This window comes from Parendozoicomonas sp. Alg238-R29 (assembly GCF_947331445.1).
In the GTDB taxonomy this organism is placed as follows: domain Bacteria; phylum Pseudomonadota; class Gammaproteobacteria; order Pseudomonadales; family Endozoicomonadaceae; genus Sansalvadorimonas.
Map to the genome: position 1 here is coordinate 1 of NZ_CAMZOG010000073.1, position 24,621 is coordinate 24,621.

The following is a 24,621-nucleotide window of genomic DNA, read 5'->3' on the forward strand; positions in this document are numbered from 1 at the left end:
GAGAGTTTGTTAGATCAGGAAGCATCCCATTGGCTCAACCCACATTTATTGTGAACAGAGCCGCTTTGATGCTTTTGAGTGGGTGATGTTTGCAGTGGTATTTATGTTTAACGGAACGGCCATAACTGCTGGTTATCACAGACTCTGGTCCCACAGAAGTTATAAAGCTCATTGGAGCCTGAGACTCTGGTTTGCTCTCTGGGGAGCGATGGCTACCCAGAACAGCGTATTGCATTGGGCATCCGGTCACCGTCGGCATCATACCAATGTGGATGATTACGATAAGGATCCATACTCTGCCAGCCGAGGTTTCTGGTTCTCTCATATCGGTTGGATGCTGCGTTCTTACGACGATAAGTCAAATGATTTTTCGGGTATTAAAGATCTTCAGAAAGACGCCATCGTAATGTGGCAGCACAAGTATTACATCCCTCTGGTGATTCTGATGAACATCGGGTTACCGGTTCTTCTGGGTTATCTCAATGGCGATATTCTTGGCAGTTTTCTGCTGGTGGGTGTATTGCGATTGGTGGCTTCTCACCACTGTACGTTCTTTATAAACTCTCTGGCTCATATCTGGGGGCGCCGCCCGTATACGGATAAAAACACAGCCCGTGATAATGATATTCTCGCGCTGTTCACTTGGGGTGAGGGTTACCACAACTTCCACCATATCTTCGCTAGTGATTATCGTAATGGCGTGCGCTGGTGGCAGTACGATCCAACCAAATGGATGATCTGGGGCGCTTCTAAAATGCGTCTGGCTTCCGGTTTGAAAAAAGTCAGCGATTTCCGGATTCAGAAAGCCCGCCTTGATATGGAATACAAGCGTGCAGGTCAAAATCTGACTTGTGAAAAAGCGCTGGCTCAGCTGGAAGAGCAGTACGAAATTCTGCTCGGTGCCCTGAAGGAATGGTCTGCTCTGCATCAGCAAAAGCTTGAAGCTAAGGCTGAAGAGTTAAAGAAACAGTGGGAAAACTCAGAAGCTCACACTCGTTACATTGAGCTGAAGAAAACCCTGCAGGAACAGCAGGCTCGCTGGTATCTGGCTCGTAACGGTCATTTAGTTTAACGATTTATACAGCCATCTTTTAGAAGAGCCGGATTACTCCGGCTTTTCTATGCTTGAGACATCACTCTGGTCTGTACTCAAAGTGCATGGCCCAGAGAATGTCTTTATCGTCCATTAAGTCAAAAATCTGTCTTGATATATCAGCTTGGTGTAAAGGACTCATGGCTGATTGTATTAACTCGACAAACCTGGCAACTTTGCCATCTTCTTCGTAACTGCCATTCATAACAGTTTTTACTATTCCGAATGGAATATTTCACTTATGGTAGTGTGAGGTTCATCTTTTACGATGGTGAAAATTGACCTGCAGCAAACTGCAGGTCTGTTTTGGAATTTTTAAGGAAGGCGGAAGAAAGATTTAGCTGTTTTCGTAGTTTCCTGAGCAATCTGCTCAATACTTTTCCCGGTTTGAGCGGCAATGGTTTTAACGACTTCGCCCAGAAAGGCTGGTTCATTTCGGCGGCTCTTGGGTTTTGGTTTTGAAGTTCGTGGCAGAAGGTAAGGGCAGTCTGTTTCCACCATTAACTTGTTGGCAGGAATGTCATTCAATAGCGGATGCAGATGAAAGCCTCTGCGCTCATCGCAAACCCAGCCAGTAATTCCAATATGCAGATCAAGGTCGAGGTAGCGGTACAAGCTTTCTTTATCTGCAGTAAAACAGTGAACAACCAGGTCGCAAATATCATCCCGGTAGTTTTTCACAATATCCGCGAAACGTTTTGATGCGTCCCTTTCATGACAGAACAGGGGCATGCCGGTTTCAACAGCCATTTCGATGTGTTTCTCAAACACTTGTTCCTGAACCGGGCGGGGAGAAAAATCACGATTGAAGTCCAAACCGGCTTCGCCAACAGCGACGACTTTCTCAAGTTTGTACATATCCCGCAATTCGGCAAAGTGCTGTTCGGTGGCATCCTTGGCGTAATGGGGATGAATGCCTGCTGTGGTGAAACAATGATCTGGATAGAGTTCGGTGAGCTGAACAGTCTGCTGTGATTCTTCCAGGGTTGTTCCGGTGAGAATCATGGTAGTGACACCGGCTTCGAGGGCTCGCTCTACAACGTCATCTCGATCCTTATCAAAAGCTTTGTCACCAAGGTTTACACCGATATCAACCAGTTCCGGTTTCATGGAAGTCGCTCACGTAAAAGATTATCCGAGAAGGATAATGTTACGCAGTGAGTTTTGATAGAAGGGATGTGAACTGTTGTGGATAAGTTGGAGCAGAAGATAATGACTCTGCGCCAACTTGTTATAAAATTGGATGTAAGCCGCTACTTCTTGGCAAACAAACTTAGGTATTGGCCGTAGCCTTCTTCTTCCAGTTTATCCACAGGCACAAAACGCAGTGCTGCCGAGTTCATACAGTAACGCAGACCCGTTGGCTGTGGACCATCGGTGAACACATGGCCAAGATGTGAGTCAGCATTTTTAGAGCGGATCTCAACACGTTTCATAAAGAGTGTGTTGTCTTCTCTTTCTACAATGTTTTCAGAAGCCAGTGGGCGGCTGAAACTTGGCCAACCGGTGCCAGATTTGTATTTATCCAAAGAGCTGAATAAAGGCTCACCGGACACAATATCTACATAAATACCAGCGTCTTTGTTGTCCCAGTACTCGTTCTTGAAAGGGCGCTCGGTAGCATCCAGTTGGGTTACCTTGTACTGAATGGGAGTTAGCTTTTTCTTTAACTCTTCCTGGGTATAACCGGAAGGATGTTGTTCGGCTTTTTTGCTTTCTGGGGCCCCGATTACAAAACTGGAAAGCAGAGCGATAGCTGAAGTCGCAACAGCTGCAGTTATCAGTTTTTTCATAATCCACTCCTGAGCTTATGCCCGTTTTCTGTGTTTGCTGTTCTATACGCGCCAAATTGCTTCGTGGATGCAGATATGCCGGAAAGTCGTATTTAATCTCGGTTGTCGAAAAGAGCAAAGTGATTGACTCTGGTTCGTAGGCGAACCAAAATCTTTACCATGGAAAATAAACTGTATTTTTTGCTTAATCAGGCGCAGCAGAAGCTTTATAAGGAAGTGGACAGAGAATCCCTTGCTGAATTGGGAGTGACGTCCGCCCAGGCTGCTGCACTATACCATCTTCAAAAGCGTAATGGATGTCTTCAGGCTGAACTGGGTAAAGCGCTTGGGCTAGGCAAGGCCGCGACCAGTGGCATGGTTGTAAGATTGGAAAAACAAGGGTTGATCAAACGTACACCATCCCCCGTTGATGGTCGTGGCCAGCGGGTTTTAATAACCGTTGATGGATTGCAGGTTTCGGTGAAAGCCCGACCTCTGTTAAATCGTATGAATAAAGCTCTTGAAGAAGGCTTTAATGAAAAAGAACTAGATGTGGTTCGTCGTTACCTGAACTCAATCGTTGAGCGTTTGAGCTCATCTTGAGGATGCAGTGCTCTTTGCAATGACACAGGGGGCATGCAAAACCGTCTGGCCAACGCCACTGCTCTTCTTTTCGCGGCACTGCTCTTCTTTGCCGTACTGAGACAGGAATGCTGGCAGGGACAAGCCTTTCTGGAACTGGACTTTGTTCTTAGGCATGACGTCACCCTTACTTGGGCAGAAAACCAGTGTCGTCAGTTTAGTCTACGAGTCGTGGCTGAGGTTAGGCGGTAATCAGGATGTTGTATTTATGTATGAAGGGCGTTGTATTTATGTATGAAGATAGTGTCATGCGACAGGTGTCATGCGACAAATGTCACACGATAGGGCTCATATGTCTGAGGGGGCTGTCTGTGTAGTAAAATAGAGATGAGCGAACTATCGCCCGCGCAGAAACAGTTTATCCAGCTCTTGCATAGACATTTGTGTCCATGTTGGGCGTCCATGATTACATTGACCACTTCTCTCCGTCTGTTCCATATCACGTAGCAGGGCGTTCATTTCCGGGATTGTCAGCCTACGATTGGCGCGGACTGAACCATGGCAGGCCATAGTGCCAAGCATTTCATCGATATGGGCTTTTACCTGATCGCTGGAACCGTGTTTGGCAAAGTCTTCCAGCAGCTTTCTTACCATATCGGCAACATTTGCTCCCCGAAGCAGGGCGGGAATTTGCCGTACGACAATTGTTTCCGGCCCCATTCTCTCAAGGCCAAATCCAAGTTTTTTAATATCGTCGCCAAACTCATCAACAGCATCCGCCTGTTCAAAGCTCACTGCCGTTGATTCAGGTACCAGTAAAGGCTGGGTGGTAATCCCGGTACCATGCCAGGCAGCTTTCATACGCTCGTAGGTGATTCGTTCATGGGCAGCGTGCATATCGACCAGAACCATTCCGGCACTGTTTTCCGAAAGAATATAAATGCCTTTTAACTGAGCAACAGCGAAACCGAGCGGTGGAACCTCAGCATCGTTAGTTTCCGGCAAGGTTTGCGGATTCGCTCCGGAGGGAATAGCGCCAGAAGATGCTGCTGGTTCGTGAAGCTGTTTATAAACATTCATCTGGTCTCGCACAGCCATAGGTGAAGGCTGTGGTGTCGCTTCTCTATTGATAGCAGGTGCTGCTGATGCTGTAGGTGCGAAAGCTGGTGAAGCCATAGTCTGACTTGGAGCAGTAGCAGGATTCAGGTTGATTCTTTCCTGTGAACCAAACTCTCCGCCTTGCGCGCCACTGGCAATTGGAGCTGCAGGCGTGTCGAGAGCCGTTGGTGGAAGCTGATCTTCCGGGCGTACAGAAGCCAACGCCCGATTTAATGTGCTGAACAGGAAGTTATGTACGGTGCGGCCATCCCGGAAGCGAATCTCATGTTTGGTAGGGTGAACGTTCACATCAACCAAGGCTGGATCAAGTTCCAGATAAAGCACGAAAATCGGGTGACGACCGTGGTACAGAACATCCCGGTAAGCCTGACGAATAGCATGGGCAATCAAGCGGTCTTTAACGATACGACCGTTGACGTAGAAATGTTGTAAATCAGCCTGAGCGCGCGAGAAGGTTGGCAGGCCAACCCAGCCCCAGAGTCGCAGCTCTGAAGATTCCATATCAATAACCACAGCATTATCCATCAGCTGCGGATTCAGCAAAGTGGCAATACGGCGCTCTTTTTCAGCTTTGGTTTTGGCTGGGCGAAGCTGGTGAATAGTGCGCTGGTTATGACGCAGGCTAAAAGCAATATCGTAATGACTGAGTGCCAGCCGTTTTACCACCTCTTCCAGATGCCCGAATTCTGTTTTCTCGGTACGCAGAAACTTGCGGCGGGCCGGTGTATTAAAGAACAGGTCTCGCATTTCTACTGTTGTGCCAACCGGATGTGGGGCAGGAGAGGAAACAGTTTCCATATCCCGGCCTTCTGCAAACACCTTCCAGCCGGATTCCTGGCCTTCGACGCTGGAGGTCAAGGTAAAACGGGATACAGAACTTATTGAAGCCAGTGCCTCACCCCGGAAGCCAAGGCTGCCAACAGCCTCAAGGTCTTCCAGCGCACTGATTTTACTGGTGGCATGGCGGGATAGAGAAAGCGCCAGCTGTTCTTTAGGGATACCTGAGCCGTTGTCACGAATACGAATCAAGCGAACGCCACCATTCTCCACCTCAATATCAATGCGGGTTGCACCGGCATCAATACTGTTTTCCAGCAGCTCTTTCACCACAGAAGCTGGGCGTTCGACCACCTCACCGGCAGCAATCTGGTTAGCAAGGCGAGGGCTGAGTAGCTGGATTTTGCGCATGGGGCGTAACAGAAACCTGAATTATAAAGCCGACAGTTTGTCGGCTTTTTGGTCGTCTGTGAAGAGGGGATTGAACTCAAAGGTTATTGGCGGAGACGTTCAATTATTTCTTTCGCAAGTTGTTCGTTTTCACAGGAGTAAATCAGATGCGTTGATAGCGTATAGGGGCAGAGCTCTGGGCATTAGTCCAACCGCCCCCTAGCTCTGAGTAAAAGGCCTGAAATGATCAGGTTTCAGGCCTTCCAATTACAGGTATTAGTAAGCACCCGCAGAGTAAGTCAGCTCATAGCTGTGACTGTAAATCTCTACGATGTTACCAAATGGGTCTTCCATGTAGATCATCCGGTAAGGCTTCTCGCCAGGGTAATAAAAACGAGGAGCCTTCATACGAGCCTTACCACCAGCTTCCACAATTTTCTCAGCCAGGCCTTCCAGATCCGGATCCTGTACGCAGTAGTGGAATACGCCGGTTTTCCAGTACTCAAAGTTGTTTTCAGGGTTTTCGGCATTCCTGAACTGGAAGATTTCTACGCCAATCTTGTCACCAGTTGAGAGGTGAGCAATCTTGAAGCTGCCCCAGCCCGGGCCGAAAACGTCATTGCACATTTCACCGATAGCACTGTCGTCTTCAACTATTTCAGTGGGCTTCATAATCAGGTACCAACCCATAACTTCGGTGTAGAACTTCACCGCAGCTTCCAGATCAGGAACAGAGATACCAATATGACTCATGGTTCGTGGGTAACGCTTTTCTTCAGACATGAACAAGTTCCTGTTAAAAATCTGTAAGGTCATTCATTTAGTGCTGAAAAGATTATTCAACAAGTGCTAAAACATGAAATTATCATTGGTGATATTTTCGATAATGATTTTTTATGATTAATCTCACCTGGCTACACACATTCTGTACATTGATAGAAACGGGTCACTTCACCCGCACCGCTGACAAACTTGTCATGACCCAGCCCGGTGTAAGCCAGCATGTTCAGAAACTGGAACAAAGTCTTGGCTGTTCATTGATCCAAAGAGAAGGCAAAGGCTTTCACCTCACGGAAGCGGGAGAGAAAGTTTACCGGCAAGGGCTCATATCAATTTCTCAGCTTAAGGAAATGGAAGAGTCTCTGAAAACCGATGACCCTTACCGTGGCCGCTGTCGTATAGCTACTCCGGGCAGTGTGGGGTTGAAACTATTTCCTGCGTTGCTGGAGTGGCAAAAACAACACACAGGGCTGCAAGTCGACTTTTCGTTTGCCCCCAACAACAGCATTGAACAAGGTCTTGAAGACAGAAAACTGGATATTGGTCTTATAACCCGCAGGGTCAAGAAGCCTGGGCTTACATGTCGGCCCATGGCTGCGGAGCATCTTTGCCTTGTGACGTCTGTAGACGTTCCAAAGATCGACTGGCCAACACTTTTGGAGCTGGGGTATATCAATCATCCGGATGGCGAACACCATGCAACCTTACTACTTGGGGCAAACTATCCGGAGTTCATTAAATTTGACCAGTTACCTCTCCGAGGCTTCTCAAACCAGATTGCCATGATTTTAGAGCCGGTCAGCCGTGGGCTGGGGTTCACTGTTCTACCTGCCCATGCAGTTGCTGCCTTCCCTCACCAGCACCTTATTTATAACCATCGCTTAAATGTGCCGGTATCAGAAACCATCTACCTCGCTCAGCAAAAATGGGATGCGTTACCAAAACGAATGAACAAAGTGATAGAGCTTATTACTCACGAACTCACGCAATCGATATAAGACAAAGGGGAGTTGGTCGTTTAGGGCAACTTCCTTTCTAACGCCTGGCGGCTTTCAGCGCCACTGAGTCGTATGCTTGATTGAGAACGCCTCTTGGGTCTACGTCCTTGATTTTCTGACAACCTGCATACCCGTTCAATAAATGATGGGGAGGGAATATAAAGCCTGACTGCAAACTTCGCCAAAGTACGACACAGATCAGTGCAAACCGAAATACACGCACACAAAATACCGCAGAATTTCAATAAGGAGAGACCCATGCTGAGTGAACAGATGATCAAGAGCCTGAACGACCAGATTAATCTGGAGTTTTACTCTTCCAACATCTACCTGCAGATGAGTTCCTGGTGCGAGAACAAAGGTCTGGATGGCTGCGCACGTTTTCTGCGCGCCCACGCCAGTGAAGAAATGGAACATATGAATCGTTTGTTCAACTACGTGAACGAAACTGGAGCCATGGCAGTAATTGGTGCTATTCAAGCACCGCCTTGTCATTTCGAAGGGGTTGAAGATGTGTTTACCCAGATTCTGGATCATGAGCGTCTGGTAACCAGCAAGATCAATGAGCTGGTTGATATTGCGTTCACAAGCAAAGACTACTCAACATTCAATTTCCTGCAGTGGTATGTAGCCGAGCAGCACGAAGAAGAGAAACTGTTCACCTCTATTCTGGATAAGATCAAGATGATTGGGGCGGAAGGGAAAGGTCTGTACTTTATTGATCAGGAAGTTGCTAACCAATCCAATGCCCATGAACAGGGCGGCTCAGCAATGCCTGTATAAAACCACCGTTCCCATATTTCAATCCTATGTTATAGGAACATTTCCCAACTGAAGTGGCAAAAAAACAGAATAAAATCATCCTGCTTTTTGTCACTTCAGTTGGGCGAGAGCAAAGCCCTGCTTACTGTTTCCCGACCAAAAATTCATCACTCAAAGTCAGTACTTCGTTGGAATTCACACCTATGCCACTGTCCAGCACTTGCTGAGCAATCTGTTTGGCATCTTCCAGTGAGTGCAGAGTGTAAGTGCCGCACTGGTACTCGTTCAGCTCTGGGATGTCTTTCTCAGCGGTAACATTGAGTACATCACCCATAGCCGCCTTCCAGGCATTGGCGACACGCGCTTCTTCGGGAGTTCCGATCAGGCTCATATAGAAACCTGTACGACAACCCATAGGCGAGATATCGATAATCTCTACACCATTGCCGTTCAGGTGATCACGCATAAATCCAGCAAACAGGTGCTCAAGGGTATGAATACCACGCTCGGAGAGAAGGTCCTGATTTGGGATGGTGAACCGCAGGTCAAACACAGTGATGGTGTCACCACCTGGGGTTTGCATGGTTTTGGCAATCCGCACAGCAGGGGCCTGCATGCGGGTATGATCTACACGGAAACTATCTAGCAAAGGCATATTCCGGCTCCAGATTTCACTACTCAACCGAACTGAATAGTTATGACTACATAGGCAAAGGGCCGGAATTATACGCTCTCACAAAATCTTATAACAGAAGGGAAAACAATAAGGAAATTTCCGTAATAGGTCTCTGTCGTATTGCTTGGTAGGATGCGCCAAATTATACAATATTCGAATAGGTCTTAAGCAGTGACCAGTGTACAGAAGCCTATCGGCATTATTGGAGCAATGGATCAAGAAGTCGCTCTGTTGCGTGAACAGCTTCAAAACAGACAGGAATTGTCTCTTGGCGGTATGACCTTCTACGAGGGTGAATTGGATGGCCTTCCTGTGGTTCTGCAGAAATGCGGCATTGGCAAAGTAAATGCTGCCATTGGCACAACCATTCTGATTGATCGTTTCCAGCCTTCTGCCATTCTCAATACTGGCTCAGCCGGTGGCCTGGATAACTCCCTGAATGTTGGAGATGTCGTGATTTCCACTGAAGTGCGCCATCACGATGTCGATGTAACCGCCTTTGGTTATGAGTATGGACAGGTTCCCCAGTTGCCAGCGGCATTTATGCCTTGTGATAAGCTGGTGCAGCAAGCCGTTCTTGCATTGAGTAACTTGAATACTCAGACAAGCAAGAACTACCGAATTTATCGTGGCCAGATTCTGACCGGTGATTCTTTTATGCAGTGTGCTGACCGGGTTGCGCAAACTCGTGAGCGTTTCCCAAACTCTGCAGCCGTTGAAATGGAAGCCGCAGCCATTGCTCAGGTTTGTCATCAGATGGACGTTCCTTTTCTGATTATTCGATCTCTGTCTGATATTGCCGGAAAAGAGTCCAACGTCAGCTTTGAGCAATTCCTGGATACAGCTGCAACCCACTCTGCTGATATGATACTGGCAATTGTACGACAGATTAGCAACGAGCCTTCACAACCACCTGTTGCCGCTTGATCTCGAGAAGCCGAAACAAAGAAAATTGTTTCGGCCTTTCTTATTTGAGTTATCTGCAAAGATCAGAACTTCTTTTCTATGACCGCCGCTCTGGCTTTTAAAGAGGCTAGTGCCTGCTCAGACTGCTGCTGGTGACTCTGAAAACTGTCAAAATCCTTTGGCTTCACAACCATTCCCGGAAAGTTAGACTCCCCCCATGCTTTAAGCATGTTATAGAACGCCTCAAAAGCTGAGCTTTTCTCTGACAGGTCAAGAAACTCTTTTTTCATTGTAGTGCTTGGTTTGCCACTCAAATTCAGGCTTTCTTCAAGATACTCAGCTGAAGATTTCAGGTTGTCCAAGCCATCCAGAATAAAAGACGACAAGATTGCGGGATTGACAGTAGAGCGAAACAGGAAGAGATGCTCACCCGCATTTTTGTTGTAAGAGTGGGTGTACTCCAGATAGCGACTTATCTTTTCTTGAGTCGTTTCTGACGCGGCGTAAGAGTAAACAGAAGAAAAAATAAGTGAAGCAGTAAGGAGAAGTAGTCGCATGATTTGCCTCCTGTATTGGCAGTACCAAAAGTAGCCAAGGGACGACCCATCAACAAGTGTGAAGATCTAGCCCGAATATTTCATCAACATAAGAAAGGCGAGATGGTTTTTTGTTATTGTTCAGTTACTTACGCCAAACATAACGATCAAATCACCCATGACAGGTTACAACCCTCTCATCATTCGTTTTCCACGCTGCCAGACACAGCTCGTTCAGGCTGATTTTTCCGGTAGGAGCCTGATGAAATATCCGGGCTAGGTGGGATAATTTTTACAACTATGACCAAGTAGAAAATATGACCAAGTAGAAAATATGACCAAGTAGAAAATATGACCAAGTAGAAAAAAGCGTCACACTTTACCCTGGTAATGTGGAAACACTGAGCTTCAAATCAGAAGATGAGTTGGTGTTACTTGGTAAGCTGGTCAACAGTGAAGGTGATGATCTGAAGTCAGTTGATATGCAGGCTGGTAAGAGTAGAGCGGTCACAGATGATAACGGCATCTGGTTCACCCTTTACTTGGTTGTGTCTCTCGAGTAGATAGAGAGTTGATGCAAATCAACAGGTTAGCAAGCGCCCCGTCTTTTATGCAGCTGGGACACTCGAGAGAGTTTTACAGAGTTTATGAACCTTCATCAGGCTCGCCTGATTGCCCCACCACTGATACAATGCCTGCCCGCGACCAGTTGTTGAGGAGTGTCGAGTGTCAACCGTCTTCGTGGCAGCATCTAAACTGCCCACCCCCCATGGCACTTTCACCATGCACGGATTCCAGGATGAAGCTACCGGCAAGGAGCACCTGGCACTGACTATGGGTGATGTTGAGAACGGCGAGCCAGTTTTAGGCCGAATTCATTCAGAGTGTCTGACCGGTGACGCTCTGTTCAGTATGCGTTGTGATTGTGGTGCCCAGCTGGAAGCTGCAATGGCAGCTATTGCCCGGGATGGTCGTGGAGTGATCCTCTATCTGCGCCAGGAAGGCCGGGGAATTGGCCTTTTGAATAAAGTTCGCGCTTATGAATTGCAGGATCAGGGAGCCGACACGGTAGAAGCCAATGAAAAGTTAGGCTTTGCTCCTGATATGCGCAAATACGATATGTGTGAAGTTATGCTGCGCCATCTGCAAATTACCAAGATGCGTCTGATGACAAATAATCCCCGTAAGGTAGATGCGCTGAAGAACCTGGATATTGATATTGTAGAGCGCGTTCCTCTGCAGACAGGCCAGAACCCTCATAACGAGCGTTATATTGCTACCAAGGTTGGTAAACTGGGGCATCTTTACAATAACGCCTGAACTGAGAAAGCCAAGGCTGCGTGTTAGCCTTAGTCTCTCCAGAATGCGGATAGAAAAAGTTTGTCTATCCGCAGGAATGGATCAAATCTGTTAGTTTTTCTTTGGTAATACCACACTGAGTCAGCTGATCATCTCTGTGTCCGTGAGCAATAAATGTATCCGGAATACCCAGATTTATAACATGGGTTTTGTGGTTATGTAACAAAGCTGCGACCTCTTCTCCAACACCACCTTTTACCGCACCTTCCTCAAGAGTAATTAACAACTCATGGCTGTCTGCCAGTTCTTGTGCCAGCGCTTTATCCAGGGGTTTGATAAAGCGCATGTCGGCGACAGAGACATCAGTTCTTTCAGCAACATCAAGGGCTAGGCTGGTAAGAGAGCCAAAGCCAAGTATCGCAACTCTTTTGCCTTTACGAAGCAGTCTTCCTTTACCAGATTCCAAAGCAAAATCATGGCCTGCGAGTAAAGCTTCCTGAGCCGCACCACGAGGGTATCGAACAGCTGCAGGGCCTTGGTATTCATAACCAAAAGTCAGCATCTGCTGAAGCTCCAGTTCATCAGAGGGAGTCATTAACATCATATTGGGAATCGCACGCAGAGCTGGGATATCGAACAGACCATGGTGAGTTGGCCCATCTTCTCCCACTAACCCCGCTCGATCTATAGCAAATAGAACATCAAGGTTCTGCAAAGCAATATCGTGGATCAGCTGGTCGTAGCCCCGTTGTAAAAAGGTGGAATAAATCGCTACAACGGGTTTCATGCCTTCACAGGCTATACCGCCGGCAAGAGTGATGGCATGTTGCTCGGCAATAGCAACATCACAATAACGTTCTGGGAATAATTCAGAAAACTGCACGAGGTCGGAGCCCTCACGCATAGCCGGAGTAATCCCAAATAGTCGTTTGTCTCTTGCTGCTGTGGCGCATAACCAATGGCCGAAACGATTAGACCAGGTCGGCTTTTTCTCTCTTTTCGGCTCGGATTCAGCATCTATCTTGGCAACAGCATGGTATTTCACCGGGTCAGCTTCAGCCTCAGGTAAACCTTTGCCTTTACGTGTAACAATATGAAGAAGTCTTGGGCCGGGCTGATCTTTTAAGCTTTGCAAGGTTTCAACCAGCCGTGGCAGGTTATGGCCGGAAATTGGGCCTGCCATAGTCATACTGTGATCTTCAAAGTGTACAACTGGGTCTTGCCTTGAGGCCTCACTGTATGAGGTTGCCTGAATGCCTCTCAGATATCTGGCCAGCATGCCAACGCTGGGTGAGATCGACATATCATTATCATTGAGAATGACCAACAGGTTCGCTTTTACACAGGCCGCATGATTAAGGGCTTCGAAAGCCTGTCCGGCAGTCATGGCACCATCACCAATGACAGCGATAGCCTGTCGATGATCACCTTTGGCTTTTGCTGCCATTGCCATTCCCAAAGCCGCACTTATGGATGTACTGGAATGACCCGTTCCAAAAGCATCGTAAGAGCTTTCTTCCCGTGCCGGGAAGCCGCAAAGGCCACTTTTCTGCCGGAGTGACGGCATGTCATCTTTGCGACCGGTAAGAATCTTGTGGGGGTAACACTGATGACCAACATCCCATATAAGCCGGTCTTCAGGGGTATTGAATACATAGTGAAGAGCAATAGTCAGCTCAACAACGCCCAGGCCAGCTCCCAAATGGCCGCCAGTCTGGTAAACGGAGGAGATGAGAAATTCCCGCAACTCTCCGGCAAGGGCAGGAAGCTGTTCCGGAGCAAGTGTTCGCAGATCTTCAGGTAAGGAGATTTTATCCAGCAGAGCCATATTCGCTCAGTGATCCCTCTCAACAATGTATTTCGCCAGATCCTGCAGGTATCTGGTGGCATTGGGGTTATCCAGATTCAGGGATTTCAGCTCATTTAGAGCGTTCTCCTTCAAAGCCAAAGCCGTGTCTTGGGCTTCTTCAAGGCCAAGCAGGGAAACATAAGTGTTCTTGCCCTGAGCAATATCTGCCCCTTGAGTTTTCCCCAGAACCTCGGTGCTGGCGGTCACATCAAGAATGTCATCTTGAACCTGAAACGCCAGACCAATGGCATCGGCATAACTTTCCAAAGCCTTGATCTGCAGGTTGTCAGCACCGGCTGCTAAAGCGCCCAATGTGCAGGCTACGCGAATCAGTGCTCCAGTTTTGCAGGCATGCAGTTGCTTCAGCTCTTCCAGAGAAAGAACCTTACCGGTGGCCTGCATATCCTGGGCTTGACCTTCAATCATGCCATTACAACCAGCAGCTTTTGCCAGAGTCAGACTCTGTTGGAGGCGAATGTCAGCAGACAGTTCAGGATTGCTGGCAATAACCTCAAAAGCCAGAGCTTGCAAAGCATCGCCGGCAAGAATAGCAGTCGCTTCATCAAATGCTTTATGGCAAGTAGGACGACCGCGACGAAGGTCATCATCATCCATGGCCGGGAGATCGTCATGGATAAGTGAGTAGGTATGGATCAGCTCAATAGCGCAGGCTGCCGGAAGAGCATGACTTATATCTCCTCCCAAGGCTTCGCAGGCAGCTTTGACCAGCATGGGGCGAACTCTTTTTCCCCCGGCCATGGTTGAGTAAATCATGGCCTCACGAATCTGGTCGTTCTTGATGTTGGCATCACTTAGAACTGCCCGTAAGGCGTCATTTGTCCACGTCTGACAGCAGGACAGATACTCAGAAAAATTCATTAATTGGCGTCGGTCTGGTCAAAAGGCTGGGTTTCTAGTTTTCCGTCTTTTTCGAGAAGAATACGAACCTTCTGCTCAGCTTCTTCCAAAGCTTTTTGGCAGTCCCTGGTCAGGCCAACTCCCTTCTCAAAAGCTGCCAGAGCCTGTTCCAGTGGTAAGTCACCAGATTCCAGCTCACGGACTGTTTTTTCCAGCTCACTGAGGGATGTTTCGAAGGCGAAACCTTCTTTTTCAGTGTCAGGCTTTTTGCTTGCCATACCGGGCCTTCGTGTGGGTGGGTAGTGATGGATGTTGGATAAGACTGGAGAACAGTACCCGAGAGGGGAAAAACCGTCAAACTGGTGAAATCGCCCGGATCGCCCGGCAGAGGCTCTGGAAGCTAACTATAGTGGGAAGGTCGGACAGGGAAGATCCGGCCGCTTTGATCCTGAAAGTCGGCATATGACATTGATTTGAAGGGTAAAAGTGACAGAAGTGGATAGTACAGGATGTAGCAGTTATGAAAACCGGAAGAAGTAGTGCCGGAATCCTGACGCAGGCTCTTCATCGCAGTCTTGATCGCCGGATATTATTTCCCCTGATGTTTCTCCTGATAAGTGCTTTTGCTCTGGCAGTTGGGTCTGCGAACGCAGAGCTGAGGCCACTGGATGATTTACAGATGGCGGCAATATCTGGTCAAGGTGTTGATGATGATCAGAAAGAGATTCAGGCACAGAACGCCAGCCTTAACGGGCTAACTCAGGTTGTACAGTCAGCTTTCCCAGTATTGGGGCTTATTGATGCAGATACTTCAGTCAGTGGAGTGCGTTATGCAGAAGGTGTAAGTCCTCTGGAAATTAATCTGGCAGATGGGTCAATCACGATTAATCTTCCTGAGTACATTGAAAGTGTCAGCTTTGGTAATTTGAGGCCTCTTGGAGCAAGCAGTAACGGACCTTCATTCGGTTCAGTGCAAATTCAGGGGCTGAGCTTTAAAGACAGCTCTATCACCATCAGGATGAACTAATCCTGACGGCAATGCAGCTCTAAGAAGTTTGTCGTTGTCAAGGGCCGGTTACTCCTAAGGGAGAACCGGCCCTTTCCATTTGTGAAATTTAACTTGTTGTTTATAGAGCCTGATGGTTTGGCAGGGGGTTACAGTTACTGCATATACAGTTGTATCCCTGATCCATTGCACGACACAGTTCTTCTTCCTCAGCATCCCAGACATCTTTGTCCATAGTCTTGTCCAGGAAAGGGAATTTCTTGCGGTTGAACTCTGGCTCCTTGCCTGCTTCCAGCTGCTCATCAAAGTCTTTGAGAACCGGGAATACATGACGAGCCAGCACAAGAATAACGCCAAGGTTAATCAGTGCCATGATGCCCATAGACATATCAGCAAATGACCATACCAGAGGCAGTTCACCAACAGCACCCCACACAACCATACCCAAGACAAGAACGCGGTAAGTCATGACGACTGGTTTCTTGTCACAGATAAAACGCAGGTTGGATTCGCCGTAGTAGTAGTTAGCAATCAGGGATGTGAAGGCAAACATCAAAATGGCAACGGCAATAAAGTGCTTACCCGCTGAGCCTATTTGGCTGGCTAGCGCAGCCTGAGTCAGGTTGATACCGGTCACACCGCTGTTTGGTTCCAGCTGGCCAGAAATCAGAATGATTGCTGCTGTAGCAGTACAGATAACAATGGTATCCACAAATACACCGAACATGCCCAGCAAGCCCTGTGTAGCAGGGTGGTGAGGAATCGGTGTGGCGGTAGCCGCAGCATTTGGGCCACTGCCCATACCTGCTTCGTTAGAGAACAGGCCTCGGGTAACACCCTGGCGGATCGCCTGACTAACCAAATAACCGGCTCCACCACCTACAGCGGTTTCTATACCCAAAGCACTCTTTACGATGATTGAGAAAACAGCGGGCAATTCGTTGATGTTCATGATGACAACTATCAGAGCTACGCCCAAGTACAGCAGTGCCATAAATGGAACTACCATCTCAGCAAAGCGAGAGATTGCCCGGATACCACCGAAAATAATAACTCCGGAAGCAACAGCCAAAGCCACACCAACACCCATTGGTGGCAGGTTGTAGGTGGTCATAGCGGCGGCAATAGAATTGGATTGCACACTATTGAATGCAAAGCCGAATGCGATGATCAGGGAAACAGAAAAGGCAATACCCAGCCAGCGCAGGCCAAGAGCTTTCTGTATGTAATACGCAGGGCCTCCACGATAGGTACCATCGTGGTTACTGGATTTGTAAATCTGTGCCAGAGTGTTTTCAACAAAGCTTGTAGACATACCCAGCAAGGCAATCATCCACATCCAGAATACAGCACCAGGACCACCGGTATAAATTGCGACAGCAACACCGGCTAAGTTACCTGTGCCTACACGGGCCGCGAGGCTGGTACAAAACGCCTGAAAAGAGGAGATGTGATGATCTTCGCTGGTTGCTCGGCTGCCCAACATTGTTTTGATGGAAAATCCAAAACGACGGAACTGGACAAAGCGGCTGGCGAGGGTGAAATAAAGGCCAGCACCAATCAGGAGGTAGATGAGGATATTTCCCCAGATCACGCCATTGATGGCGGAAATAACTTCACTCATGCAGTTACTCTTTGTAGTTTGGGGGATTGGTAAATGAGAGTCACGGCGATAGTACTGGCAGGGCTGAATATGAATATTAGTGAATCGCCGTGATGAGGATTATAGAAATCCGTAATAGTATTGCCACTTGTACTGCTTTTTTGGTTGTGTTGCCGAGGTGTAAGTCGGCGATTTCCTCTAGTTGGTTTGTGTTGTCTATTATTCTGAAAAATGCATAGAAATTGGTGTTTTTCTATAAAAATTGTTTCTGCTGGGAGGCATTTTCTGCTTTGTTTTCATGCCAGACATTTTTATCCATTGTGCTGTCCAGCTTTGGAAAATTTTTGCGATCGAAAACCGGGTTTTTTCCGGATCGGTACTGATGCTCAAAATCTTCCAGAAGAAGGAATGCCTGTTTGGAAAGTATAAGAATGGCGGTGAGATTTACCAAAGTCATAAAGCCCATGGTTACATCGGCTAAAGCCCACACCAGAGGAAGGCTTCCAACGGCTCCCCAGAACACCATAACCAAAACCAGAAGCCGATAAATAGAAACCCACTGATCCCGGTTGTGAATAAAGCGCAGGCTGGATTCTCCGTAGTAGGTATTGGCGACGATGGACGTGAATCCAAACAAAAGGGTTGTCAGGGCAATAAACGGTTTACCCAAGCTTCCCATAGTTGCATGAACGGCAGATTGAGTGAGCACAATACCGGTTTCACCCTCCTGGCCGTAGGGCACTCCTGATAGAAGAATAATGGCGGCTGTGGATGAGCAGATTATGATTGTGTCGAAGAAGACACTGAACATGGAAACCAGGCCCTGGGTCACTGGGTGATCCGGGTAAGGAGTGGCTATGGCATGAAGGTTTGGTCCACTGCCCATTCCAGCTTCGTTGGAAAACAGCCCCCGGCGAATGCCGTGAGCAATAGCCTGCGAGACCAGATAACCCGTACCACCCGCAACAGCATGATCAAGACCAAAGGCACTGCGAAATATCAGATTGAGAATGGCTGGTAACTGGTCGATTTCCATAATCGTCACAGTCAGGGCGATGGATATATAAGCCAGAGCCATAAAAGGCACGAACTTTTCAGCAAAAGAAGCAATGCCCTGTATGCCCCGGTAAATAATCAAGGCAGAGAAAACGACCAGAATAATCGCTATGGCTTCCTGGGGAACATGGAATGCATCTTCCATTGCTGCTGCAACAGAATTGGCCTGCACGGCATTAAACGAAAAACCAAAGGCACTGATCAGGCTTAACGAAAACACGATGCCCAGCCAACGCTGCCCTAATGCTTTTTCTATGTAGTAGGCTGGTCCGCCCCGGAATGAACCATCCGGGTTTTTGGTCTTGTAAATCTGGGCCATAGTATTTTCTACAAATGCCGTGGCCATACCCAGAAGTGCCATCACCCACATCCAGAAAATAGCACCGGGCCCGCCAAGGCTTATGGCAATAGCAACACCGGCAAGATTGCTGGTTCCTACATGGGACGCAAGGCTGGTGCAGAGTGCCTGAAATGTAGAAATACCTTGGTTTTGATCTTGTTTCGTGGCTCGGGAGTGGAGGAGGAGTCGGGTCGCCAGAGGTAATAGACGAAACTGGATAAACCGGCTGCGTAGAGTAAACCAGATGCTGGCTCCCAGAAGGAAGTACACCAGCCCATAATCCCACATTGCTGCATTAACAGTTGAAATCGCATCAACATTCATCAGGTTTTTCCTGCGTTAAACCGGCCTTTTTTATGTTCTTACCGGTTCTCTTTTAGAGAAATTCGTTATAATCCATTTCACAATTATAAGCCTGCCTACAGGATTTGATGGTGACAGACAGGTTATATCGCGTTTATATCAGTGTGGCGCCTGCCCCAGGGGAGCCGCGAGTTGAGACTTTATTACCTGCTTTGTTGAAGCTGGGAATCGTCCCTGTCTGGCCTGAACGCCGCTTGGGGTGGGGTGAACGCAAGAGCCTTATCGATGGCTGTGACTATCTGATGCTGTTCAGTGGCCATACCTATATTGCCCGTCCTCCCTCCGGTGTCAGCTGGCAGCATCGGGAACTTAACCATGCTGTTATACGCCGTATTCCTGTATTTTCTGGACTATTGGCGGACGAAATGCTGGATACCTCTGTGCAGGATGAGGTTATGGCTCGCTTGTTGTCTTTCCGTTCCCAGTTTGAGGGGCGTACTTCTATGGTCTGGTCTGAACGAAAAGATATACCTTCACTGTTGAAATCAACCTGGCCTGTGTTCATTAAACGCTATCCTGCATCTGGCTGGGTAAGAGCTGGTTCCGTGTCGGCAGTACCGGTGTTTGAAGAGAAAACCCAGGATGCGCCTGCCCCCGTTATTCAGCCAGATACAAGGCGGGAGGACGAGGAATCTATAGATATGGATCTGGAAGGCTGGCTTTATACTCAGGAGCTATTCTCATTCCGCTGTCATATTTATATTGGCGGTAATTGTCAGGTAGTTGAGCAGAACCTGCCTCTCACATGGGCTGATGTGTGTGAGGCGTTTGTTACTCAGATTTCACCCAAAGCCAGTGAAGATCGAATTATGCGGGAGTTGTCTGAGCTTCTTGAAGAGCGTTTCACCGAGAGTACGCTGGCTCATTATACTCAGGCTCATGCTGCTGCTGATTTTGCTTTCACCGAAACGTCCATGCGAAAAATTCGCCTTAAGCTCAGACGCTCAGGCTTGATTCGCAAAGATACCCATGCTTCAACCAGGCATTCACAGGTGTGGATTATCACCCCGGCAGGCAAGCGATTATCTTCTCTGAGTGAAAACCTGGCCGACTGATTATTTTTCATGCTTCTCGCTTCGTAGACTGTTATTCTGATGGCTCACTCTATTTTTGGAATTTCCCTTTCATGACTGCAGTTGCTGATTCAAGCGCACTTGAAAAGAAAGTTGTGGATAACAAAGTTGTCCTGATTCACTACACCCTGAAGGATGAGGAAGGGGAAGTTGTTGATAGCTCCGAAGGTCATGAGCCGTTGGCTTATATTCATGGCCTTGGAAGCATTGTTGCCGGTTTGGAAGAAGCTTTGGCTGGAAAAGGTGTTGGCGACAAGCTTTCTGTCTTCGTTGAAGCTGCTGAAGGCTATGGTGAATTTGATGAAAGCCTGGTTCAGCCTGTGCCACGGGAGCAGTTTGGTGATCATGAGGTAACAGTTGGTCAGCAGTTCCATGCGGACACTGCCGTTGGGCCACGCATTGTTACGGTGATGGCTATCGAAGGTGACGACGTTATTATCAATGCGAACCATGAGCTGGCTGGCATGGATCTGCACTTTGATGTTGAAGTTGTAGATGTGCGCGATGCCACAAAAGATGAGTTGGAACACGGTCATGTTCATGGACCAAGTTGCAACCATTGATAATATTTGAAATATCCTTGAAGAAGCCGACCTTATGTGTCGGCTTTTTTGTTAAATAACTCTTATGAGAGATAAAAATCTGATTTTTGTAAAACCCGAGTAAAAGTTACCATGTAATGGTTTTCCAAATCTGGATAAAGCGGTTAAAGTGTAGGTGTTTTCCGCAGTGTGGTGTGCGGATGCGAATCGAGTAAGTGATGCTGTGACACGGTGTTTGAGAAGGAATTCACAGTAAGGTTATTACGCTGAGCGCAGTAGACTGAAAGAGTCTTCTACTGATTGAAGGAGATCATTATGAAACCTGTTGACCTTCAAACAATGATATCTCTGGCTCAGTCCCCTCATGCCCCGGCAATGATATGTCAGGCCGGCTATGTTTTCGTGAATACAGAAGCGATAACAAGACATCCTGATCTTGTTAAACAGTTACAGCAGCGTATTCAGAAAAAGTTATTACAGAAATTAGTTCCCTGTTCTGACAACCACGTTGAAGTTTATTCCATGCTCCGGCCTCCTGAGCCTCCTTCCAGAGAAAGAAAACGTAAACTGGTGAGCATGTTTCAATTAAATAGATAAGCCATAGTCTTTTTAATTTGTAATGGAAAGTCGATTGTCGTGTAGTGACTTACTGTTCACTGTGTAGATGGTTGTATTAAGTTGATTGAGTTGTTTACGTAGCCTTCGTTGGTTTTATGATCAGAATGGTCGTAAATCATGATCTATGTCATTAATGGCCCATTCGAAATCCTTATGATTGCCCACGCCTGATAATAGCGACCGGAAGAGGGTGCCTGTTAATAGCTCTTCCTGTGCTATCCCCCCTATCGACTGGACAGAGTAAATTATGGGCAAATTTAAATTCCCTTCGGCCTATACGGTCTTGATTGCGATAATTGTTTTTGTCGCTTCTCTCACTTATATCATTCCTGCAGGTCAATACGACCGGGTGATGAATGAAGCCCTTGGCAAGGAAGTTCCTGTTGCCGGAACTTATCAGGTCGTGGAATCCACTCCACAGGGTTTTATTGATGTCATCATGGCTCCTATTGCAGGTTTCTATGATCCTGCCAGTTACGAAGCTGGCGCTATTGATGTTGCCCTGTTCGTACTGATTATTGGTGGCTTCCTGGGTGTAGTTACCAGGACTGGCGCAATTGACGCGGGTATTGCACAGGTAACTAAAGCATTAGAAGGTCGTGAGAAATGGATGATTCCTATTCTGATGACTTTGTTTGCAGCAGGTGGTACGTCCTACGGTATGGCGGAAGAGACTCTGCCATTCTATATGCTGTTGATTCCTGTTGTTATTGCAGCGGGTTATGACTCCCTGACCGGTGTTGCCATCGTAATGCTGGGTGCGGGTATCGGTGTATTGGGTTCCACCGTTAACCCATTCGCAACTGTAATTGCTTCCGATGCTGCCAGCATTTCCTTTACTGATGGCATGAATCTGCGTCTGGCGATTCTGGGGCTGGGCTTCGTAATTACCTGTGCATACGTAATGCGTTATGCCGAAAAGGTTCGCAAGAACCCTAAAGAATCTCTGGTTGCTGACCAGAAAGAATGCAACGAAGAGTTCTTCCTGAAGAACGGCGCTGAAGTTCTGGAATTCACCGCATCCCGCAAGCTGATCCTGGTTCTGTTCGCAGTCACCTTCGGCATCATGATCTGGGGTGTATCTTCCGGTGGTTGGTGGATGGCAGAAATGTCTGCACTGTTCCTGGTTGCTTCTATTGTTATTGGCCTGCTGGGTCGCCTGTCTGAAGAAGAACTGACAGACACTTTCGTAGACGGTGCCCGTGACCTGCTGGGTGTTGCTTTCGTTATCGCAATTGCCCGTGGCATTGTGGTAATCATGAACGCTGGTAACATCACCGACACTATTCTGTTCTGGTGTGAAAACGCCGTAACCGGTTTGTCTGAGATGGTATTTATCAACGTGATGTACTGGATACAGGTTGTCCTGTCCTTTTTCATTCCATCCACTTCCGGTCTGGCTGTTCTGTCCATGCCTGTTATGGCTCCTCTGGCAGATTTCGCTAACGTTAGCCGTGATTTGGTTGTTACCGCTTACCAATCTGCGTCTGGTGTCGTAAACCTGATCACACCGACTTCCGGTGTGGTAATGGGGGGGCTGGCCATTGGCCGCGTTTCCTACGCTAAGTGGGTGAAGTTTGTGATGCCTCTGGTGGGTATTCTGACTGTATTCGTTATGGTTATGCTGAGTGTAGCAACCATGATCTGATAGTTTTTTGTATGGGATAAATCACCCCCACACCGTAAGATCAAAAACGGTTTTCGAGCAATCGGAAGCCGTTTTTTTATGGGGGTAAAAAACGAAAATGTTGTTGTTTGTTTGAGTTTTTTCACACTTTAAATGCTGTATGAAAAATGAACACTTTTTCTCGTTTCAGCTTTACCAATGCCTCTTTGCACAAGTTAAGAAGAAAACCACAGGGTTATCCACAGGTGTTGTGGAGAACTTTTCCTGTATGATTTTCAGAGAACGAACATGCTTCAAACGGATGTCCCTAATCAGAGGAAAGGTAGATGAGTGAAACAAACCGACAGCGCTTTGGTGGCATGGCTGGTTACGATATTTTTCGGGTAGAGAAAACGAATGATGGAGTGGTGTCGACCGTTGGCTTCGAAGTGCTTACACCGGAAGGAGAATTTCTGGATCGCTTTCGCTCAGTAGACCAGGCTATGCGTCTGGTAAAGTCTCTGGTCGGTATTCCTCTCGAGCAGAATGATTTCGAAGATTACTAACCTCAGAGGCTTGTGGATTAATACGCCAGCCTATGTGGAGGGAAAGGTCACAGACAGTTGCGCCTTTTCTCTGGCACAGTGAGCCCCGTTCACTACTTTAGCAAGACCAATCTTATAAAAAGCGTTGAGGGGAGCTGGCCATGATTCCAAGAACAGTATATGAATCCGAGCATGAAATGTTTCGGGATAGCGTTCGTCGTTTTCTTGAAGAAGAAGCTGCCCCTCACCATGAAGCCTGGGAGAAAGAGGGACAGATAGCCCGGGAACTGTGGAACAAAGCTGGTGAGCTTGGTTTTCTTTGCCCAACAGTTGCAGAACAATATGGCGGTGTGGGTGTTGATTTTCGTTACAACGCCATTGTTGATGAAGAAGTTGCACGCCTTGGTTTGAGTGGCATTGGCTTTGGTCTTCACTCCGATATTGTTGCACCCTACATCGAACATTATGGTTCTGAAGAGCTCAAGCTGAAGTATCTGCCAAAGATGGTAACAGGTGAGATGGTTACAGCCATCGCAATGACTGAGCCAGGTGCCGGTTCTGATCTTCAGGGTGTACGCACAACAGCCGTCGTGGATGGCGACGATTACATTCTTAATGGTTCCAAAACCTTTATCACTAATGGTCAGCAGGCCGATCTGGTTATTGTTGTTGCAAAAACTGATCCTGCCGCTGGTGCAAAAGGTACCAGTCTGATTTTGGTTGAAGCCAACACGCCAGGGTTCAGCAAAGGCCGTAACCTGAACAAGATTGGTATGAAGGCACAGGATACTTCTGAACTGTTCTTTGAAGATGTCCGTGTTCCGAGAAGCAATCTTCTGGGTAACGAAGGCATGGGCTTTATCTACCTGATGCAGGAACTGCCACAGGAACGTTTGTCTGTTGCCTTGAATGCTGTTGCTAATTCTGAAGCGGCTCTGGAGTGGACCAAGGAGTATGTTCAGGAGCGTCAGGCGTTTGGTAAGTCTATCTCCAAGTTCCAGAATACTCGCTTCAAGCTGGCCGAGATGGATACGGAAATCACTATTGCCCGTACCTTTATCGACCGTTGTCTGGAGCTTCATGTTCAGGGCAAGCTTGATGTGCCTACTGCTGCTAAGGCCAAGTATTGGACAACCGACTTGCAGTGTAAGGTTCTGGATGAGTGTCTGCAGCTACACGGTGGCTATGGCTATATGCTGGAATACCCCATAGCCCGTGCCTGGGCTGATGCACGGGTTCAGCGTATCTATGCTGGCACCAATGAAATCATGAAAGAAATCATTGCCCGCGCCCTCGTTTAAGTAACAATCTTTTACAGCTTTACTTCAGGCTCCGTCTGCTATCGCAGTCGGAGCCTGCTACTTTTCATGGCTTCCATTTCATGCCATTGGGAGCTATGCCTGTGGGGTTCGGTCGTTTTTGTTTTGCAGCTTTCTTCAGTTGTTTCTCTTTGGGGCAAGCGCTGGCTATGG

The 24,621-nt window shown here is 47.6% G+C and carries 23 protein-coding genes and 2 pseudogenes; 13 read left to right on the forward strand and 12 right to left on the reverse strand.

Annotated features, from left to right (window positions below):
• Positions 1–85: 85 nt before the first annotated feature.
• On the forward strand, positions 86–1,072 hold the full coding sequence (locus QMA35_RS16305; protein ID WP_281648214.1) for a fatty acid desaturase: 987 nt from the start codon (positions 86–88) through the stop codon (positions 1,070–1,072).
• A 336-nt stretch (positions 1,073–1,408) separates the two neighbouring features.
• Here QMA35_RS16305 and QMA35_RS16310 read toward each other — a convergent pair whose 3' ends face one another.
• Positions 1,409–2,203, reverse strand: a complete 795-nt coding sequence (locus QMA35_RS16310; RefSeq protein ID WP_281648215.1) for a TatD family hydrolase — start codon at positions 2,201–2,203, stop codon at positions 1,409–1,411.
• Between the two features lie 143 nt (positions 2,204–2,346).
• Positions 2,347–2,763, reverse strand: a pseudogene (msrB, locus tag QMA35_RS16315) (peptide-methionine (R)-S-oxide reductase MsrB); the annotation flags it as partial.
• A 282-nt stretch (positions 2,764–3,045) separates the two neighbouring features.
• Between msrB and QMA35_RS16320 the strand changes: the two are divergent.
• Entirely contained in the window at positions 3,046–3,468 is a 423-nt protein-coding gene (locus QMA35_RS16320; RefSeq protein WP_281648217.1) for a MarR family winged helix-turn-helix transcriptional regulator, read from the forward strand.
• Positions 3,469–3,490: 22 nt separating this feature from the next.
• Here the strand turns inward: QMA35_RS16320 and QMA35_RS16325 are convergent.
• From QMA35_RS16325 to QMA35_RS16335, 3 genes and pseudogenes are all read right to left on the reverse strand, one after another.
• A pseudogene (locus QMA35_RS16325) lies at positions 3,491–3,624 on the reverse strand (IS1595 family transposase); the annotation flags it as partial.
• Between the two features lie 219 nt (positions 3,625–3,843).
• Positions 3,844–5,754, reverse strand: a complete 1,911-nt coding sequence (mutL, locus tag QMA35_RS16330; protein WP_281648218.1) for a DNA mismatch repair endonuclease MutL — start codon at positions 5,752–5,754, stop codon at positions 3,844–3,846.
• Between the two features lie 255 nt (positions 5,755–6,009).
• A complete protein-coding gene (locus QMA35_RS16335; RefSeq protein ID WP_281648219.1) occupies positions 6,010–6,516 on the reverse strand; it encodes a lactoylglutathione lyase family protein in 507 nt (168 codons plus the stop codon).
• 113 nt (positions 6,517–6,629) lie between these two features.
• Between QMA35_RS16335 and QMA35_RS16340 the strand changes: the two genes are divergently transcribed.
• Positions 6,630–7,511 (forward strand): LysR family transcriptional regulator, encoded by an 882-nt coding sequence (locus QMA35_RS16340; protein ID WP_281648220.1) that lies wholly within the window; start codon positions 6,630–6,632, stop codon positions 7,509–7,511.
• Positions 7,512–7,769: 258 nt separating this feature from the next.
• On the forward strand, positions 7,770–8,294 hold the full coding sequence (gene ftnA, locus QMA35_RS16345) for a non-heme ferritin (RefSeq protein ID WP_281648221.1): 525 nt from the start codon (positions 7,770–7,772) through the stop codon (positions 8,292–8,294).
• A 121-nt stretch (positions 8,295–8,415) separates the two neighbouring features.
• Here ftnA and luxS read toward each other — a convergent pair whose 3' ends face one another.
• A complete protein-coding gene (gene luxS, locus QMA35_RS16350; RefSeq protein WP_281648222.1) occupies positions 8,416–8,928 on the reverse strand; it encodes an S-ribosylhomocysteine lyase in 513 nt (170 codons plus the stop codon).
• Positions 8,929–9,120: 192 nt separating this feature from the next.
• On the opposite strand from luxS, the gene mtnN reads away from it, so the two are divergent.
• Positions 9,121–9,876: a 5'-methylthioadenosine/S-adenosylhomocysteine nucleosidase gene (gene mtnN, locus QMA35_RS16355; protein ID WP_281648223.1), complete on the forward strand. Its 756-nt coding sequence runs from the start codon at positions 9,121–9,123 to the stop codon at positions 9,874–9,876.
• Between the two features lie 62 nt (positions 9,877–9,938).
• On the opposite strand, the gene QMA35_RS16360 is transcribed toward mtnN, so the two are convergent.
• Positions 9,939–10,412, reverse strand: coding sequence for a hypothetical protein (locus tag QMA35_RS16360; RefSeq protein ID WP_281648224.1), 474 nt, complete (start codon positions 10,410–10,412; stop codon positions 9,939–9,941).
• Between the two features lie 371 nt (positions 10,413–10,783).
• Here QMA35_RS16360 and QMA35_RS16365 point away from each other — a divergent pair, with 371 nt between their 5' ends.
• The gene (locus QMA35_RS16365; protein ID WP_281648225.1) at positions 10,784–10,954 is read left to right on the forward strand and encodes a hypothetical protein; all 171 of its coding nucleotides are present in this window, start codon (positions 10,784–10,786) and stop codon (positions 10,952–10,954) included.
• A 163-nt stretch (positions 10,955–11,117) separates the two neighbouring features.
• Positions 11,118–11,711 carry a GTP cyclohydrolase II gene (gene ribA / locus QMA35_RS16370; RefSeq protein ID WP_281648226.1) on the forward strand — a complete coding sequence of 198 codons (594 nt, stop codon included), beginning with the start codon at positions 11,118–11,120 and terminating at the stop codon, positions 11,709–11,711.
• A 64-nt stretch (positions 11,712–11,775) separates the two neighbouring features.
• On the opposite strand, the gene QMA35_RS16375 is transcribed toward ribA, so the two are convergent.
• From QMA35_RS16375 to QMA35_RS16385, 3 genes are read right to left on the reverse strand one after another with little or no spacing between them, the layout of a single operon-like run.
• The gene (locus QMA35_RS16375) at positions 11,776–13,518 is read right to left on the reverse strand and encodes a 1-deoxy-D-xylulose-5-phosphate synthase (protein WP_281648227.1); all 1,743 of its coding nucleotides are present in this window, start codon (positions 13,516–13,518) and stop codon (positions 11,776–11,778) included.
• A gap of 6 nt (positions 13,519–13,524) precedes the next feature.
• Positions 13,525–14,418, reverse strand: a complete 894-nt coding sequence (locus tag QMA35_RS16380) for a farnesyl diphosphate synthase (RefSeq protein WP_281648228.1) — start codon at positions 14,416–14,418, stop codon at positions 13,525–13,527.
• The gene (locus tag QMA35_RS16385; protein ID WP_281648229.1) at positions 14,418–14,675 is read right to left on the reverse strand and encodes an exodeoxyribonuclease VII small subunit; all 258 of its coding nucleotides are present in this window, start codon (positions 14,673–14,675) and stop codon (positions 14,418–14,420) included. Before QMA35_RS16385 ends, QMA35_RS16380 begins: the two co-directional genes overlap by 1 nt.
• Before the next feature lie 242 nt (positions 14,676–14,917).
• On the opposite strand from QMA35_RS16385, the gene QMA35_RS16390 reads away from it, so the two are divergent.
• Positions 14,918–15,424, forward strand: coding sequence for a hypothetical protein (locus QMA35_RS16390; protein WP_281648230.1), 507 nt, complete (start codon positions 14,918–14,920; stop codon positions 15,422–15,424).
• Positions 15,425–15,524: 100 nt separating this feature from the next.
• On the opposite strand, the gene QMA35_RS16395 is transcribed toward QMA35_RS16390, so the two are convergent.
• A complete protein-coding gene (locus QMA35_RS16395; protein WP_281648231.1) occupies positions 15,525–17,027 on the reverse strand; it encodes a sodium:alanine symporter family protein in 1,503 nt (500 codons plus the stop codon).
• Between the two features lie 232 nt (positions 17,028–17,259).
• Complete coding sequence (locus QMA35_RS16400) at positions 17,260–18,726, reverse strand: alanine/glycine:cation symporter family protein (protein ID WP_281648232.1); 1,467 nt, start codon at positions 18,724–18,726, stop codon at positions 17,260–17,262.
• Between the two features lie 110 nt (positions 18,727–18,836).
• Here QMA35_RS16400 and QMA35_RS16405 point away from each other — a divergent pair, with 110 nt between their 5' ends.
• The 5 genes from QMA35_RS16405 (at position 18,837) to QMA35_RS16425 (ending at position 24,450) form a co-directional block, all read left to right on the forward strand.
• A complete protein-coding gene (locus QMA35_RS16405) occupies positions 18,837–19,820 on the forward strand; it encodes a hypothetical protein (protein ID WP_281648233.1) in 984 nt (327 codons plus the stop codon).
• Between the two features lie 71 nt (positions 19,821–19,891).
• On the forward strand, positions 19,892–20,401 hold the full coding sequence (locus QMA35_RS16410) for a peptidylprolyl isomerase (protein ID WP_281648234.1): 510 nt from the start codon (positions 19,892–19,894) through the stop codon (positions 20,399–20,401).
• Between the two features lie 844 nt (positions 20,402–21,245).
• The gene (locus QMA35_RS16415) at positions 21,246–22,646 is read left to right on the forward strand and encodes a YfcC family protein (protein ID WP_281648235.1); all 1,401 of its coding nucleotides are present in this window, start codon (positions 21,246–21,248) and stop codon (positions 22,644–22,646) included.
• A gap of 305 nt (positions 22,647–22,951) precedes the next feature.
• On the forward strand, positions 22,952–23,170 hold the full coding sequence (locus tag QMA35_RS16420) for a hypothetical protein (RefSeq protein WP_281648236.1): 219 nt from the start codon (positions 22,952–22,954) through the stop codon (positions 23,168–23,170).
• A 140-nt stretch (positions 23,171–23,310) separates the two neighbouring features.
• On the forward strand, positions 23,311–24,450 hold the full coding sequence (locus tag QMA35_RS16425; RefSeq protein WP_281648237.1) for an acyl-CoA dehydrogenase family protein: 1,140 nt from the start codon (positions 23,311–23,313) through the stop codon (positions 24,448–24,450).
• Positions 24,451–24,621 lie beyond the last annotated feature (171 nt).